Raw genomic sequence first — 15,256 nt, 5'->3', positions numbered from 1 at the left:
GTCTGTTCAAGAATTGCTGCTGGCCTGGCGAAAATGGTGATTTCGAGAACCGGAACGGAGCGTACTTAAAGTACGTGAGTACCGGAAGCGCAGAAATTGCCATTTGCAGACGGCCAGCGGCGATTATGGGACGGACTGTTACAGCTTGCCGCCGCGCTGCTGGATCATCATGAACGTATCATAGGTATATTCCGCCAACTGCATCCACAGATAGGCTTCCTTCTTGAAGGCGACCTGATCTTCGTAGACTTTCTTGAAATCCGGGTTCTTGGCGGAGATTTCAGCGTAGACTTCCAGGGAGGCCTTGAAGCAGGCGTCGAGGATGTCCTGGCTGAAAGGTTTCAGCGTCGTGCCTTCCGAAACGATCTGCTTGATCGCCACTGGGTTCTTCAGGTCGTATTTCGCCATCATATTGGTGTTGGCGAAGGCGCAGGCGTCCTGAAGCACGGTCTGGTAGGATTTCGGCAGTTCGTTCCATTTGGCGAGATTGACGAAGGCGTGGATGGCCGGGCCACCCTCCCAGAAGGCGGGGTAGTAGTAGTATTTGGCCACCTTGTAGAAGCCGAGCTTGTGGTCGTCATAGGGGCCGATCCATTCGGCGGCGTCGATCGTGCCTTTTTCCAGCGCCGGATAGATATCGCCGCCAGCAATCTGCTGTGGCACGCCGCCCAGCTTTTCAATGACCTTGCCCGCCAGACCGGCAATGCGCATTTTCACGCCCTTGAGGTCATCAACAGTGTTGATTTCGCGGCGGAACCAGCCGCCCATCTGCGCGCCGGTATTGCCAGCCACCATGCCGTAGAGATTGTGCTTGGCGTAGAATTCGTTGAGCAGCGTATTGCCATTGCCCTGATAGAACCAGGCATTGGTAAGCCGCGCATTCAGGCCGAAGGGAATGGCGGTGCCAATCGCAAAGGTCGGGTCCTTGCCGACATAGTAATAGGAGCAGGTATGGCACATTTCCACCGTACCGGCGCCAACAGCATCGGCGGCCTGCAGGCCCGGCACCACTTCGCCCGCAGCAAACACCTGGATGGTGAAATTGCCATCGGTTGCTGCCGCCACGCGGGCCGCGATATCCTCAGCGCCGCCATAAATCGTGTCCAGCGATTTCGGGAAGGACGAGGTCAGGCGCCAATTGATTTTCGGTGCCTGCTGGGCAATGGCGGGTGCCGCCAAGGCAATAGCGCCGAGCGAGCCCGCTCCTGCGACCCCGGCCTTCTTCAAAAATCCACGACGATCCATAGAGTCCTCCCGATTGAATGCTGATTCCCCTTACCATTCCCCTCCAGGAAGGCAATTCGAAGGTAATCATGTTGCCAGGGCGGTGGCAAGCGGGCAGCCTTATCAGTTTAGGCTAAAGTTGAAGACAGATGAGGGCTATCGTTGACTTGGACAGCAAACGGCGCAAAACAGATGCTCAGAACCGCTATTCTGGAGCCATCGATGTCAAAGCCGCTTGTCGCCATTCCCGCCGATTTCCGTGCCATTGAAGGGTCCAATTGGCATTGCGTGCTGGACCAATATGTCAAGGCGACGCTCACCGTGGCCGGGGCCATGCCGGTTATTATTCCCGCTCTGGAAACCGGCGCGGATATCGAGGCGGTGCTTGACCGGGTGGATGGCGTGGTGATTTCCGGTTCGCCCAGCAATGTCCATCCCACGCTCTATGGCCGCGAAGCCACGGATGGCGACGGGCCGTTCGACCAGGCCCGTGACGCAACCTCGCTGCCGCTGATCCGCCGCGCCATCGAGCGGGGGATTCCGCTGCTGGCCATCTGCCGGGGTATCCAGGAGTTGAACGTGGCGCTGGGCGGCACGCTGGCCTCGGAAATTCAGGATCAGCCCGGCACCTGGGATCACCGCAAGCCACCGACCGATGACCGCGACCTCGCCTATTCCATCCGCCAGCCGGTGGAGGTGCGCGACGGCTCCTGCATCGCCCGCTATCTCGGCACAGCAGGGACGATCCAGATCAACTCCCTGCACCGCCAGGCGATTTCCGATCTTGCCCCAAGGCTCCAGGTCGAAGCGCTGGCTGATGACGGCACAATCGAGGCCGTCTCGGTCATCGATGCCAAGGGTTTTGCTGTCGGCGTGCAGTGGCACCCGGAATATTGGGCGGAAACGGATGCCCCTTCCCGCGCGCTGTTTGAAGCATTCGGGGCGGCGGCAAGTGAGTATGCGGCAGTGAAATCCAAGGTCGCTTAATGGTGGCGACACCACTTCAAACGTGAATACGGTGCGTTTCGCTTGGCTTCGCCCCCCTCATCCCCCTGCCGGGACCTTCTCCCCGACGGGGAGAAGAGGCTTAAATCGAAACCTGATTTGCTTCCTATCTCCGCTCCTTGCTTACAGCGCTTACCGCTTCACTGGCGTTTCCGGCACCGGTGTCTTGACCGTGCCGTTTTCAAACCAGCCGATCAGGTTATCCGCTACCAGATCGGCCATGGCATTGCGGGTCGGCACCGAGGCGGAGGCGACGTGCGGCAGCAGTGACACATTGGGCAGGTCGAGAAATTCCGCCGGTACTTTCGGCTCCTCGTAGAACACATCCATTCCGGCAGCGGCAATCGTGCCGTCCTTCAAGGCCGAAATCAGCGCCGGTTCATCGACGCTCCAGCCACGCCCCACGCTGATGAACACGCCATTCGGCCCCAGCGCCTTCAGCACGTCGGCATTGATCGCCTTATGGGTTTCCGGCGTTTTTGGCACGATGCAGATCAGCGTATCGACAGCCTGGGCCAGATCGGTCAGCGACGCATGGTAATCATAGGACACACCGGGCTTGGGGCTGCGGGTATGGTAGCTGATTTTCACCTTGAACGGCTGTAACCGGCTGGCGATTTCACCGCCGATCCGCCCCAGTCCGTAAAGCCCGACATGGCGGCCCCGCAGTGATAGCGGCGACAGCGGGAACGGTCCCTCATTCTGCCAGCGTCCGGCCCGCAGATAGCTTTCAGCCTGATGAAATTGCCTGATCGTGTTGAGCAGCAGTGCAATCGTCGTATCGGCCACTTCGTCATCCAGCACGTCAGGGGTATTGGTAACGATAACATTTTTGGACGCAGCTTTTGCCACATCCACCCCGTCATAGCCGACGCCGAAATTGGCGATGATTTCCAGGTTCGGCAGGCTTTCAATCAGGGCACCCGGCACCGCACCGGCGATGGCAATGCCCCGCACGCGGGCGGCGTCAGCATCGCTTAACGCAACCGGCTGGCCGGGCGGGGTCTGCACCAGTTCGAAACCAGGCTGCAAACGTTCCAACACGCGCGGATGAATTTTTCCGGGAATGAGAATAACGGGCTTATCGGTCATGGGATCAAAATCTCTATCAGTCTGGATGTTTGATGGGGCCGGTTGATTGGCGGATACGCATTTCAGGCTTGATCAGGTGAATACCATCCGGCTCATGGCTGCCCGCCAGCTTATCCAGAAGCGCGCGCGCCGCAAGCCTGCCGACTTCCGCCTGTCCGTTTGACACCGTGGTCAATGCCGGTGTCGCGATCGATGCTTCCTCCAGGTCGTCGTAACCGGTCACGGATATGTCACGGCCCGGCACCAGCCCGGCACGCGAAACACCATTCATCAACCCAATAGCGACCAGATCGTTCCAGCATACTGCCGCCGTCGGCTTTTGCGGCAGCGACAGAAAATGCACAGCCGCCTCAAAACCACCCTGCTTGGTGCGTGGTCCGGGAATGCGCAGATTGGGATCAACGGCAATGCCCGCCTTACGCAAGGCGTTGACATAGCCCTGGTAACGGTCGCGCCCGGTCGAGGTCTGGTCGGTGCCGCCGACCATGGCGATAACGCGGTGACCAAGCCCGATCAGGTGGTTGGTGGCTAGCGAAATGCCGTAGCTGTCATCGCCGCGATAGGTTGGCAGCGCCAGGCCGTCCATGGAGCGGGCAATCAGGATGGCGGGCATGCCGTTGTCTTCGGCCAGCATGATGTCTTCCGGCGGCGAACCGATCGCAGGCGACATGATCACGCCATCGCCGCCCAGTTGTAGCAGCGTTTCGATAAAGGTCCGCTGTTTCTCTACCGAATCGTAATGGTTGGACAGAATGAAAGTCTGACGGCTGCGGTCCAGCTCACTCTCAATGGCTTTCAGAATTTCGCCGTAAAACGGGTTCATGATGTCATGAACGACGACACCGATAATGCCGGAGCGCGAGGTGCGCAGGCTGGCGGCGCGACGGTTGTAGATATAGCCAAGCAGCCGGGCCTGGTCCTTGATCTTTTCGCGGGTATCTGCCGCCACCAGCGGGCTGTCTCGCAACGCGAGCGATACCGTGGCGGTGGACAGGCCGAGACTTTCTGCAATGGTCGATAGCTTGATCTTTTGCGCCACGGCTCCCCCCTTGGTCATTCGTATATGCAATCGTCCGGGCTTGATCGTGACCCGGCTTCGGAATGCATTTAAACAGTTTAATTAAAACGTTGAACTCCCCGTGGCAAGAGCCAACGCCGCGACGGCAGCTTTGTCAGTCGGTGAAATGCTCTTCGCTGAGGTCAGGCCGCGTTGCATCCGCTGGTGCAAGCAGATTGGCATCGATGGCGGCAAGCAGTTTCATCAGCACTTTTACGTCCTTGCTGCTCAGGCCTCGGGTCGCCTGGCGCTCCACCGCCGCATTGGCATCGGCGATCTTTTCCACCGTGGCACGACCGGTTTGCGTCAGGAACACCTTTGTCTGGCGGCCATCGGCATCCGAGCCGCGCCGTTCGACAAAGCCCTGCGCCTCCATGCGACCGATGGTGCGGGTCATGGTCGGCGCCTTGACGCCCAGGCGCTGCGCCAGAAGACCGGGCGTCAACCCTTCCTCCTCAGCCAGCAGCAGCACCACGCCCTCCTGACCGGAATAGAGCCCGCTGCCGGTCAAAAGCCGGGTCTGCACCGTGCGAAAACTGCGTGATGCCTGGGTGATTGCCATGCCAAGCTCACCACTCAAGCCAAGTTTCGCCTGCTTCCCCTCGTCTTTCGACTTGCCGGATTTCTTCTTTTTCTCGGACTTGTCTTTTTTAGCCATGCTATCCCCGCGGTCGAAAGAAAGCGCTGTTGTCACAGGCGCTCATGTCACGCATATGATGCATAGACAAAAACAGGCCAGTAAACCAGATGCCCCATCCAGAACCGCATTTTGAGCGCAACGATCCGGCTCTTTCGCCCGCCGACAGGGCAGGTTGGATTGCCGTCCTGCCGCTCGGCGCCCATGAGCAGCATGGCCCGCATCTGCCCTTCGAGACCGACACGATCATCGCGCAAGGGGTCGTGGACCGGCTGATCCTAGCACTGCCCGCGACCCTGCCCGTCACCTTCCTGCCAGTCGAACCGGTCGGCTACTCCGTCGAGCACATGGATATCGATGGTACGCGCACGCTTACCTTTAACGAGGCCGTGGAGCGCTGGCTCGGCATCGCCGAAAGCCTGAGCCGCCAGGGCATTCGCAAGCTGATGATGCTCAACGCCCATGGCGGCAATTCGCCCTTGATGACCGTGGTCGCCACCGAGGCGCGCGTCCGGTTCAATATGCTGGCTGTGGCCACAAGCTGGACCCGCTTCGGCCAGCCGGAAGGACTGATCAGGCCTGAAAACAAGGCAATCGACATTCATGGCGGCGATATCGAAACCTCGGTCATGCTGGCACTGCGTCCGGACCTGGTCGCAATGGACAAGGCTCAGAATTTCTCGTCCCGGCAAAGCGAGTTTGCTGCCCGCTTCACCCATTTGCGCGCCTATGGACCACATGCCTTCGGCTGGAAAATGTCGGACCTCAATCCGCTGGGCGTGGCCGGAAATGCCAGTGTGGCCACAGCGGAAAAGGGCGAAAGCCTGCTTTCCCATGCCGTTCACGGACTTGTGGAGCTGCTGTCGGATATCCATGACTTTGATATCGAGAAAGCCTTTGAACTGCCATCCCACTCGTCCTATATGGGGTAATATAGTTACAGGGCGGTATCATGCCGTTGTCCAACCATCGAGGTTCCCATGAGTGAAGCAGCCGTAAAACCCACACCTGTTACCGTGCTGACCGGTTATCTCGGCGCCGGCAAGACCACGCTTCTCAACCGGATTCTGTCGGAAAACCACGGCAAGAAATATGCTGTCATCGTCAATGAATTCGGCGAAATCGGCATCGACAATGATTTGATCGTCGAATCGGACGAAGAAATCTACGAGATGAACAATGGCTGCGTCTGCTGCACGGTGCGCGGCGATCTGATCCGGGTCGTTGAAGGCCTGATGCGCCGTCCCGACCGTTTCGACGGTATCATTGTCGAAACCACCGGCCTTGCCGATCCGGTGCCTGTCGCCCAGACCTTCTTCATGGATGACGATGTGCGCGCCAAGACCGAGCTGGATGCCGTGGTTGCCCTGGTCGATGCCAAGCACCTGCCGCTGCGCCTGAAAGACAGCCGCGAAGCCGAAGACCAGATTGCCTTTGCCGATGTCGTTGTTATCAACAAGGCCGATCTCGTCACCCATGAGGAATTGCACCGGATCGAAGATATCGTTCGCGCCATCAATCCTTCCGCCCGGATCTACACCACCACCCGCTCTGGCGTGGACCTGTCGAAAGTGCTGAACCAGGGCGCCTTCAACCTGGAACGGGCGCTGGAAAACGATCCGCACTTCCTGAGCCATGAAGACGACGACCATGTCTGCGGCCCCGATTGCGACCATGACCATGGACACGATCATCATCATCATCACGACCACGGGCATGACCACCATCACCACGACCATGGGCATGGCCATGGTCATGAACATCACCACCATGACCATGGCCCCTCGCCAATTCATGATGTGACTGTCACCTCGATCTCGCTGCGCGGTGGCGAAATGAACCCGGACCGCTTCTTCCCCTGGATCCAGAAGGTCACCCAGACCGATGGTCCGAACATTCTGCGTCTGAAGGGCATCATCGCTTTCAAGGGCGATGCCGAGCGCTATGTGGTGCAGGGCGTTCATATGATTATCGAGGGCGACCACCAGCGGCCATGGAAAGACGGCGAAAAGCATGAAAGCCGCCTGGTGTTCATCGGCCGGGAACTGGACCGCGAAAAGCTGGAAAACAGCTTCAAGGCCTGCGAGGCGGCGGCATGAAGCTTATCCCTTCCCTGCTGCCAAACCCTGACAACCATACCGGAAAGACTGCCTGATGCCGACTGTTGCCCCGCTCGATCTGGAAGGCCACGTACTGACCGCGGCCTTCCTTGGAGACATTCCGGTTTTCGTCACGGCAGCCGGCGCCGTTCACCGTCTGGATGGCGGCGAGCAGGTCACCGAAACCGGGTCGGGCCTGCTGACCGCCATCAAGGACGATCATAACCAGACGCTTTTGACCGGCGGGGAGGATGGCAAGGTGCTGCGCATCGCCCATGATGGCACCGTCACGGAGCTGGCACACACGCCGCGCAAGTGGATTTCCGTGATTGCAGCCGGGCCGCAAGGCGCGGTCGCCTATGGTTATGGAAAATCCGCCTTCGTGCGATTGGCAAGCGGCGCGGTACATCCCTATGAAGAGGAGCGCACGGTCGAGGGTCTGGCCTTTGCGCCCAAGGGTTTGCGCATCGCCATTTCCCGCTATAACGGCGTGACGTTGCGCTTTGCGGCAGCCGAGGGCAAACCGGTCGATCTGGAATGGAAGGGCGCCCATACCGGCGTCAGTTTTTCGCCCGACAACCGTTTCGTCGTCACCACCATGCAGGAAAATGCCCTGCATGGCTGGAAGCTGGATGGTGCCGGCAGCGATACCCGCCATATGCGCATGACCGGCTATCCAGCCAAGGTGAAGTCGATCTCCTGGTCGGCCAAGGGCAAATGGCTCGCCTCATCCGGCGCGCCCGCGGCGATCGTCTGGCCCTTTGCCTCCAAGGACGGCCCGATGGGCAAGGCCCCGCAAGAGCTGGGCACACGCGCCAATATCATGGTCACTCAGGTTGCCTTCCATCCCGCAGAAGAGGTGCTGGCCATTGGCTATATCGACGGCATGGTGCTGGCAGTGCGCCTGGCCGATGGCAAGGAGGCGCTGCTGCGCCGTCCGGGCAAGGGCGCTATTACCAGCATGGGCTGGAGCGCCAGCGGCAAGTTGCTGGCCTTCGGCTCTGAAGCTGGAGATTGCGGCGTGATAGATATCTCCGGCTAACCTCAAGTAAAAAACAACTGAAACGTGAAAACCAGGGGTAACGCCCTGGTTTTTTTATTATTGAAATCAACTAAGTTCAAATTTTAAGGAAAATATAACCAAGAAGAAACTAAAAAGAATATGCTTTTTAAAGCGCCCTTGAAAAACAATCGATGTGTTCAACTTTAGACCACAACCTGGCCACATCACCTCGACGCCTTCGTCCGCGTGATCTGCTCCTCCCGACATCATTTCTGCGGACGACAACTATGAAACTCAGCATATCCTCCACAGTGATCATTTCCGGCGTCATCCTTGCCGTCGGCGTGGTCATCACACTCGCCACAGCCATGCAGACCCTCCAGCGGCTGAAGGTCAACGGACCGATCTATCAGCAGATCATCGACAGCAAGGATCTGATCGCCGATATCCTGCCGCCGCCTCTCTATCTGGTCGAGGCTTATTCCCTGACCAATGAGGCAGCCCTTCAGCCGGATATGGCCGCTATCAATATAGACCACCTTAAACTTCTGAAAAAACAGTATCAGGAACGCCGGGGCTATTGGAAAGGCACAACCCTGCCCGATGCCCTGCGCAGCAAGTTGCAGCAGGATGTTCTGGTGAAGGGCGATGCCTTTTGGGCGCAAATGGATCAAGCCGTCATTCCGGCCCTGAGCGGTACAGATCCGGCCGTGCTGAAAGCCGCGCTCAATGAATTGAAGGAACGGTTTCACGTCCATGAGGCAGCCGTCAATCAGTTGGTCGATATGGGAAATACCTATGGTAAGCTGCGGGAAACCGAAGCCGCCACGGAGACCGCATCGCGCGAAACCGTCAGTTATGCGCTGGGAAGCGCGCTGATCCTGCTTAGCCTCGCCTCGATTGTCATCGTTCAACGCCGCGCCCTGTCGCCGCTGCGCCATATGACCACGGCCATGACCGACATGGCCCATGGCAATCTCGATACGCCTCCTCCCTACGGCACCCGCACCGATGAAATCGGCGAAATCGCCCATGCCCTGTCAATTTTTCGCGATGCCGGCCTGGAAAAGCGCCGCCTGGAGCAGGAAGCCGATGCCAGCCGCGCCAGCACGGAAGAGCAGCGCCGGCAGCGCGAGGTCGAGCGCGCCGCCGAGGCGCAAGCCCTGCGCCGCGTGGTCGAGGAGCTTGGCGACGGTCTGCATCGGTTGGCCGAATGCAACATGCGCACCACGCTCGACACGCCGTTCGATGCCCGTTTCGACGTTCTTCGCCGCGATTTCAACGACTCTATCCTCACGCTTCAGACCACTCTGAAGCAGGTTCTCGATGAAACCGGTTATCTGCAAACCAATAGCCGCGAGATGCGCGGCGCCGCCGACAGCCTGGCCAAGCGCACCGAACAACAGGCCGCCGCACTGGAAGAAACCGCAGCTGCACTGGAAGAGGTCGCCTCGACCGTGAAGGCCTCCACCACACGGACCCGCGAAACCCGCAGCCTTGTGAGAGATGCCCGTGACTGCACCACAGCCTCCAATGTGGTGGTGAACAATGCCATTACCGCCATGCAGCGGATTGAGAGCGTCTCCGGTGAAATCGGCACAATCATCGGCGTGATCGACGAGATTGCCTTCCAGACCAATCTTCTGGCGCTGAACGCCGGTGTGGAAGCTGCCCGCGCCGGGGAAGCCGGCAAGGGCTTTGCCGTCGTCGCCCAGGAAGTGCGCGAACTGGCGCAACGCTCGGCGGGCGCCGCCAAGCAGATCAAATCGCTGGTGGATCGCTCCAGCACGGAAGTGGCAAGCGGCGTGAAGCTGGTGGGAACCGCTGGCGATGCGCTGACCCAGATCGGCGGTTTTGTCACCAAGATCGATGATAATATCGATGCCATTGCCAAGGCCGCGGAAGAACAGGCAATCGGCCTCCAGCAGATTAGCAGTTCGGTCAATAGCCTCGACCAGATGACCCAGCAGAATGCCGCCATGGTCGAAGAAACCAACGCCATCAGCCAGACGCTGGCCGACGGCGCCATCTCTCTTGTAACCCTGGTCAACCGCTTCCAACTGCCAGCCATGCCGGTGGCCCGGGCGGCGTGAGGGCAAAAAACCGCATTGTTGAGTGAACGCAGCCAAATGAGAGATCGAAACGGAAAATGGCGGCCATGAGAGCCGCCATTTCCAGTCTCTTCGCCTGCCGTTCAGAAACGGTAGGTCACACCGGCGCCGATCAGCCATGGATCAAGCTTGGCCGTGCCCTTGACCTTGGAGCCGCCGACGACGGCCTCGAAATCCGGGCGCAGATAGTATTTCTTGACGTCGAAGTTAACGCCCCACTTGTCGTTGATCATATAGTCGAAACCGACCTGCACGGCACCACCGAACGTATTCTTGACATCGAGCTTGGAGGCGGAACCAGTCGCCGACTGATTGTAGAACATCGTATAGTTGACGCCCGCGCCGATATAGGGCTGGAACTTGCCAAAATCGGTGAAGTGATATTGCAACGTCACCGTTGGTGGCAGGATCCAGACTTTGCCCAGCTTGCCCAGGCTACCGATCGAGCCCCCGGCATTGACGTTCGCAGACGTCGTGCCGAGAATGAGTTCGGCAGCGATGTTGCGATTGAAGAAATAGCTGAAGTCGACTTCCGGCGTGACGCTATTGCTGTAGGACAGATCGGAACCGGAAATGCCATCCACCGAGCCACCATCATTGGGCACCACGGCCAGAGCACGGGCGCGAACCTGCCAGGGGCTGTAGGGCGTCAGCAGCGATTCGGCTTGCGGAGCGTTTGCCGCCGCTGTCAGATCTGCCGCAGAGGCCATCGGCGTTGCCAAAGACAGCGATGCGAAAGCAAGGGGCGCAAGCGCTATCAAGCCAAGGGTCCGGTTCGTTGACATGTCATCTCTCCTTTATCGATTGATCAGCAGGTCCCCCTGCCGCATTGCAACCGATTATCGGTGAGCGGGCACCACCGTCCTTGAGACAAATCAAGAAAACACAACCTTACGAAACACCGCCGGTAATCAAGTATGGAGTGTGGCTTCCATGCACCATGTTTTTGATTTCTATCAATTTTCCTTGGAGCAAGACCATCTCCGACGAAACCCAAAAGGTTGCTCACGTGCCCGCGCGCAACCGGAATAGGAAGGGTTATTTCTCATCGACGCATCCTATCACCCACTTGTGAGTGGCCGGGCGGCAATTGGAGCGAGACAAGTCATTTTCCGTCACGGAACTGTTAAAATCGCTTCCTATCGTCTTGCCACTCCGCCGATGTCAGCTTCCCCACGGCGGATCCTCGTAAAGGATATGGTCATGCCTCTTCACCCTCGGCATCTACATGTGTGTGCCGGTTCAATTCTCGTGTCTGCCTCTCTCTGTCTCATCCCCACTGCCTCGGCGGCTGCTACCGTTAATACCGCAACGCCGATCAAGCATCTGGTGGTAATCTTCCAGGAAAACGTCGCCTTCGACCATTATTTCGCGACTTATCCAAAAGCTGCCAATGTCGAGGGTGAGCCTGCCTTTACCGCCGCGCCGCAGACGCCTGCGGATATCGATACACTGGCCCATGCCGGCCTGCTGGAGGCCAATCCGAACAACACCAATCCGGGCAATGGCCCTGATGCGACCGCCCCGTTCCGTCTCGATCGCACCCAGGCCGCGACCAATTCCCAGAACCATGGCTATACCGCCGAACAGGCCGCCTATGACAATTTCGCCATGGACCTTTTTCCCGCCAATACCGGGCGCGGCACCAAGGGCGCAGCCGGTGCCTTTGGCACCAAAGGCCAGGTCATGGGCTATTATGACGGCAATACCGTTACGGCGCTGTGGAACTACGCCCAGAATTTTGCCCTGAACGACCGGTCTTTCTCCACCAATTTCGGCCCCTCGACCCCCGGCGCCATCAACCTCGTTTCCGGCCAGACCAATGGCATGGCCCTGCCACCGGGTTACACGCTGGAAAAGGACGGCACCTATGCCAAGGGCGAAGTCGTGCCTGATGGCAATGGCGGCTGGACAATGATTTCCGACCTCGACCCCACCGGCGACGTTTGCTCGAAAGGCCAGACAGCCCTGATGACCGGTCGCAATATCGGCGACCTCCTGAACGAAAAGGGCCTGACCTGGGGCTTTTTCGAGGGCGGCTTCGATCTGACGCTCAACAATCCCAATGGCACGACCGGTTGCAAGCGCACGACGACATCGGCAATCACCAAGGTCGATGAGGTGGACTACATTCCCCATCACCAACCCTTCCAATACTATCCCTCGACCGCCAATCCCCAGCATATCCGCCCGAGTTCGGTTGCCGCCATCGGCACCAGCCAGGACGGCGGCGCCAACCACCAGTATGACATCAATGATTTCTATGCGGTTCTGAGCAACGGCACTCTGCCCGCCGTCAGTTTCCTGAAAGCGCCCGCCTATCAGGACGGCCATGCCGGTTATTCCGATCCGCTTGATGAGCAGGAATTCGTTGCCAATGTCGTCAACAAGCTCCAGCAATCGCCGGAGTGGAAAGACACCGCCGTGGTGCTGCTTTATGACGATTCCGACGGCTGGTACGACCACGCCCATAACGTCGTCAACCCGTCCAGCATTCCGGTCAAAGGCTATGATGTGCTTGACGGTGCGGCCTGCGGCACCGGAACGCCCTTGCCCGGCGTCAATGGCCAGCCCGTCCAGGGCCGTTGCGGCTATGGCACCCGGCAGCCATTGCTGGTGATCTCGCCTTATGCCAAGCAAAACTATGTCGACCACACCCTGACCGACCAGACCTCGGTCATGCGGTTCATCGAGGATAACTGGATGGCTGGGCAAAGACTGGGCGGCGGCTCCTTCGATGCTATAGCTGGTTCCCTGAACGGCATGTTCGATTGGTCTCATGCCCGCAGCGATACGCTGATCCTCGATCCGAAGACCGGCCTGAAAAGCTAGTGCATCGGGCCGAAAACGGGAAACCGGATTCGGCTAAATCCGATGCAAAACAAAAACTTAGAGCATTGTACCGATTCCGATTTTCGGCGCGATGCTCTAAGCGGGAAACTAAGAGCGGCAGTTCATGACATTGTTTGACGAAAAATCCCGCCTGCCGCTGCTGGCGCTGGCTCTGCTGAGCCTTGCCTTCGCGGGCTTTGGCAGGGCGGCCCAGACATTGGCGGAAAACCCCACAAAGACCCAAGCCGGCGCACCCGACCAGCTCAGTGCCGTCGCGCAATTGGGCAAGGCGCTGTTTTTCGACCAGAGCCTGTCAGGCAGCGGCAAGATGTCCTGTGCCAGCTGCCATGATCCGGCCCATCATTACGCACCGGCCAACACGCAGGCGGTACAGATGGGCGGACCCGGTCTCAACCTCCCGGGCATCCGTCCCGTGCCCAGCCTTGCCTACAAGATCGCCACGCCCGCCTTCTCGGTTGGAGCTGAAAATGCCGCCGAGGAGGCTCAGGAAGCCTCGCCGATGGCCGAAGCCTCCGGCACGGCGCTTGCCGCGCAAACTGCGGTGATCGCCGGGCCGGTCGCTGGCCAACCTCTCGTCAAAGCCGTGGCTGCTGCCGACAATGCCGTTCCCCAGGGTGGCATGTTCTGGGATGGGCGCGCCGACAGTTTGGAAGACCAGGCGCTTGGGCCGCTTTTGTCGCCGTTTGAAATGGCCAATAGCGATGCGCAGGCGCTCTATGACAAAATCAAAGCCGGATATGGCGCCCAGCTGACGGCCTTGTTCGGAAAGCAGATCACCGAGGACCACTCCATGGCCTTGTCGGAAATCGGCTTTGCATTGGCCCGCTATCAGGTGGAAGAACCATCCTTCCATTCTTATTCCAGCAAATATGATGCCTATCTGCGCGGACAGGCGCAGCTTACCCCGGCGGAACAGCGTGGGCTCGCCTTGTTCGACGATCCGAAAAAGGGCAATTGCGCCTCTTGCCACCTGGATAAGAGGGGCGGCGATGGACAGATGCCGGCATTTACCGATTACGAATTCGAGGCGCTCGGCGTGCCGCGCAATCCTGATATTCCCGCCAATTCCGACAGGCTCTATTTCGATCTCGGCATTTGCGGGCCGATGCGCCATGACGAGTTTTCCGCCCAGACGCAAAATTGCGGGTTGTTCAAGACCCCTACCCTGCGCAATGTCGCCGAGCGCGGCGTCTATTTCCACAATGGCGTTTATCGCACGCTGGAGGCGGCCACACGCTTTTATGTGGCCCGTGACACTGATCCAGCCAGTATCTATCCGAAAAAATCGGATGGCAGCATCGACAAGTTCAACGACATGCCAGACGCCTATCGCGGCAATATCGATGTGATCGATGCGCCCATGGACCGCAAGCCCGGCCAACCGCCCGCATTGAACGAGACGGAAATTAGCGATGTCGTGGCTTTTTTGAAAACACTGACGGATGGGTGGGGTGCGCAGCAGCCGTAGGCCGCCGCTCTCGACTGCTGCGCACCATCCTCGGTTTGGACCGAGGACGTATTTCAAAAACTGCTTATGCCGCCTTGCGATGGGCCGGTGCGGTCAGCTTGCGGCCGGAAGCCGAGATCATGCCGACAGCGCCGTCCAGCCAACTGGGGATCAGTTCCAGCGCCAGGAACCGGTCGCGGGCAAAGGGGCCCGGCATGACAAGATGCATGGTTTTCGCGGCAAAAAAGCCGAAGCGCTCGTAATAAGCGGCATCGCCGACCAGAAGCACGGCACCATGACCACGGCCCTTGGCTTCCATCAGGGCGGCGCGCATCAGCTGCGAGCCGACGCCCTTGCCTTCATGCGAGGCATCGACCGCCAGCGGCCCGAGCAGCAACGCATCGACGACCTGGCCCTCGGTATTGACGCCGGCCTCGATATTCCACAGGCGCACGGTGCCGATCACATGGCCCTTGCGGTCACGCGCCACCAACGCCAGCCCTTCGGCAGGCACGCGGCCACGGCGGATCTTTTCAGACGACTTCGTGCGGCGGTCCGGCCCCATGGCACGGTCCAGCAACGCCTCGCGCGCCACGACATCGGCGGGGGTTTCAGCATCGATCTTGAAAGCGGGCTGTGCAAAAAAAGCGCGCACGGTGTTGATAACAGCGGTCATGGCGACCTCCTGTGCAAAAGAGCGTAAATGGTGAGAGAGCAATCCTGCCGGG

Annotated in this window: 13 protein-coding genes; 7 read left to right on the top strand and 6 right to left on the bottom strand. The window is 59.2% G+C overall.

Features of this window, described 5'->3' with window-relative positions; translation table 11 throughout:
- Positions 1-138: 138 nt before the first annotated feature.
- Positions 139-1,245 (bottom strand): TRAP transporter substrate-binding protein, encoded by a 1,107-nt coding sequence (locus V6582_RS13965; protein ID WP_070166856.1) that lies wholly within the window; start codon positions 1,243-1,245, stop codon positions 139-141.
- 201 nt (positions 1,246-1,446) lie between these two features.
- Here V6582_RS13965 and V6582_RS13960 point away from each other — a divergent pair, with 201 nt between their 5' ends.
- A complete protein-coding gene (locus tag V6582_RS13960; RefSeq protein WP_156631805.1) occupies positions 1,447-2,211 on the top strand; it encodes a gamma-glutamyl-gamma-aminobutyrate hydrolase family protein in 765 nt (254 codons plus the stop codon).
- A gap of 150 nt (positions 2,212-2,361) precedes the next feature.
- Here the strand turns inward: V6582_RS13960 and V6582_RS13955 are convergent, their stop codons facing one another.
- The 3 genes from V6582_RS13955 to V6582_RS13945 all read right to left on the bottom strand — a co-directional run bounded on the left by V6582_RS13955 (position 2,362) and on the right by V6582_RS13945 (position 5,036).
- Complete coding sequence (locus tag V6582_RS13955; RefSeq protein ID WP_156631804.1) at positions 2,362-3,321, bottom strand: 2-hydroxyacid dehydrogenase; 960 nt, start codon at positions 3,319-3,321, stop codon at positions 2,362-2,364.
- Between the two features lie 16 nt (positions 3,322-3,337).
- A complete protein-coding gene (locus tag V6582_RS13950; protein WP_337739252.1) occupies positions 3,338-4,360 on the bottom strand; it encodes a LacI family DNA-binding transcriptional regulator in 1,023 nt (340 codons plus the stop codon).
- 133 nt (positions 4,361-4,493) lie between these two features.
- Entirely contained in the window at positions 4,494-5,036 is a 543-nt protein-coding gene (locus V6582_RS13945; RefSeq protein ID WP_156631802.1) for a MarR family winged helix-turn-helix transcriptional regulator, read from the bottom strand.
- 89 nt (positions 5,037-5,125) lie between these two features.
- Here V6582_RS13945 and V6582_RS13940 point away from each other — a divergent pair, with 89 nt between their 5' ends.
- The 4 genes from V6582_RS13940 to V6582_RS13925 all read left to right on the top strand — a co-directional run bounded on the left by V6582_RS13940 (position 5,126) and on the right by V6582_RS13925 (position 10,210).
- Positions 5,126-5,947 (top strand): creatininase family protein, encoded by an 822-nt coding sequence (locus V6582_RS13940; RefSeq protein WP_156631801.1) that lies wholly within the window; start codon positions 5,126-5,128, stop codon positions 5,945-5,947.
- A gap of 48 nt (positions 5,948-5,995) precedes the next feature.
- A complete protein-coding gene (locus tag V6582_RS13935) occupies positions 5,996-7,114 on the top strand; it encodes a CobW family GTP-binding protein (RefSeq protein ID WP_156631800.1) in 1,119 nt (372 codons plus the stop codon).
- A 55-nt stretch (positions 7,115-7,169) separates the two neighbouring features.
- On the top strand, positions 7,170-8,156 hold the full coding sequence (locus V6582_RS13930; protein ID WP_156631799.1) for a WD40 repeat domain-containing protein: 987 nt from the start codon (positions 7,170-7,172) through the stop codon (positions 8,154-8,156).
- Positions 8,157-8,404: 248 nt separating this feature from the next.
- The gene (locus tag V6582_RS13925; protein ID WP_156631798.1) at positions 8,405-10,210 is read left to right on the top strand and encodes a methyl-accepting chemotaxis protein; all 1,806 of its coding nucleotides are present in this window, start codon (positions 8,405-8,407) and stop codon (positions 10,208-10,210) included.
- Positions 10,211-10,311: 101 nt separating this feature from the next.
- Here the strand turns inward: V6582_RS13925 and V6582_RS13920 are convergent, their stop codons facing one another.
- Entirely contained in the window at positions 10,312-11,013 is a 702-nt protein-coding gene (locus V6582_RS13920) for an OmpW/AlkL family protein (protein WP_156631797.1), read from the bottom strand.
- Between the two features lie 418 nt (positions 11,014-11,431).
- On the opposite strand from V6582_RS13920, the gene V6582_RS13915 reads away from it, so the two are divergent.
- Both V6582_RS13915 and V6582_RS13910 read left to right on the top strand, forming a co-directional pair.
- On the top strand, positions 11,432-13,060 hold the full coding sequence (locus V6582_RS13915) for a phospholipase C (protein WP_156631796.1): 1,629 nt from the start codon (positions 11,432-11,434) through the stop codon (positions 13,058-13,060).
- A gap of 124 nt (positions 13,061-13,184) precedes the next feature.
- Positions 13,185-14,549 (top strand): cytochrome-c peroxidase, encoded by a 1,365-nt coding sequence (locus V6582_RS13910; RefSeq protein WP_156631795.1) that lies wholly within the window; start codon positions 13,185-13,187, stop codon positions 14,547-14,549.
- A 64-nt stretch (positions 14,550-14,613) separates the two neighbouring features.
- Here V6582_RS13910 and V6582_RS13905 read toward each other — a convergent pair whose 3' ends face one another.
- Positions 14,614-15,204 carry a GNAT family N-acetyltransferase gene (locus V6582_RS13905; RefSeq protein ID WP_156631794.1) on the bottom strand — a complete coding sequence of 197 codons (591 nt, stop codon included), beginning with the start codon at positions 15,202-15,204 and terminating at the stop codon, positions 14,614-14,616.
- Positions 15,205-15,256 lie beyond the last annotated feature (52 nt).

The organism is Agrobacterium vitis (genome assembly GCF_037039395.1).
Classification (GTDB): domain Bacteria; phylum Pseudomonadota; class Alphaproteobacteria; order Rhizobiales; family Rhizobiaceae; genus Allorhizobium; species Allorhizobium vitis_E.
The sequence above is the reverse complement of the archived record's forward strand: the minus strand, read 5'-3'. Positions and strand labels throughout refer to the sequence as shown.

What these genes read in the sequence shown, in the direction of transcription:
- V6582_RS13965 (WP_070166856.1), bottom strand. Translation starts at nt 1,245, where the DNA reads ATGGATCGTCGTGGATTTTTGAAGAAGGCCGGGGTCGCAGGAGCGGGC.
- V6582_RS13960 (WP_156631805.1), top strand. Translation starts at nt 1,447, where the DNA reads ATGTCAAAGCCGCTTGTCGCCATTCCCGCCGATTTCCGTGCCATTGAA.
- V6582_RS13955 (WP_156631804.1), bottom strand. Translation starts at nt 3,321, where the DNA reads ATGACCGATAAGCCCGTTATTCTCATTCCCGGAAAAATTCATCCGCGC.
- V6582_RS13945 (WP_156631802.1), bottom strand. Translation starts at nt 5,036, where the DNA reads ATGGCTAAAAAAGACAAGTCCGAGAAAAAGAAGAAATCCGGCAAGTCG.
- V6582_RS13940 (WP_156631801.1), top strand. Translation starts at nt 5,126, where the DNA reads ATGCCCCATCCAGAACCGCATTTTGAGCGCAACGATCCGGCTCTTTCG.
- V6582_RS13935 (WP_156631800.1), top strand. Translation starts at nt 5,996, where the DNA reads ATGAGTGAAGCAGCCGTAAAACCCACACCTGTTACCGTGCTGACCGGT.
- V6582_RS13930 (WP_156631799.1), top strand. Translation starts at nt 7,170, where the DNA reads ATGCCGACTGTTGCCCCGCTCGATCTGGAAGGCCACGTACTGACCGCG.
- V6582_RS13925 (WP_156631798.1), top strand. Translation starts at nt 8,405, where the DNA reads ATGAAACTCAGCATATCCTCCACAGTGATCATTTCCGGCGTCATCCTT.
- V6582_RS13920 (WP_156631797.1), bottom strand. Translation starts at nt 11,013, where the DNA reads ATGTCAACGAACCGGACCCTTGGCTTGATAGCGCTTGCGCCCCTTGCT.
- V6582_RS13915 (WP_156631796.1), top strand. Translation starts at nt 11,432, where the DNA reads ATGCCTCTTCACCCTCGGCATCTACATGTGTGTGCCGGTTCAATTCTC.
- V6582_RS13910 (WP_156631795.1), top strand. Translation starts at nt 13,185, where the DNA reads ATGACATTGTTTGACGAAAAATCCCGCCTGCCGCTGCTGGCGCTGGCT.
- V6582_RS13905 (WP_156631794.1), bottom strand. Translation starts at nt 15,204, where the DNA reads ATGACCGCTGTTATCAACACCGTGCGCGCTTTTTTTGCACAGCCCGCT.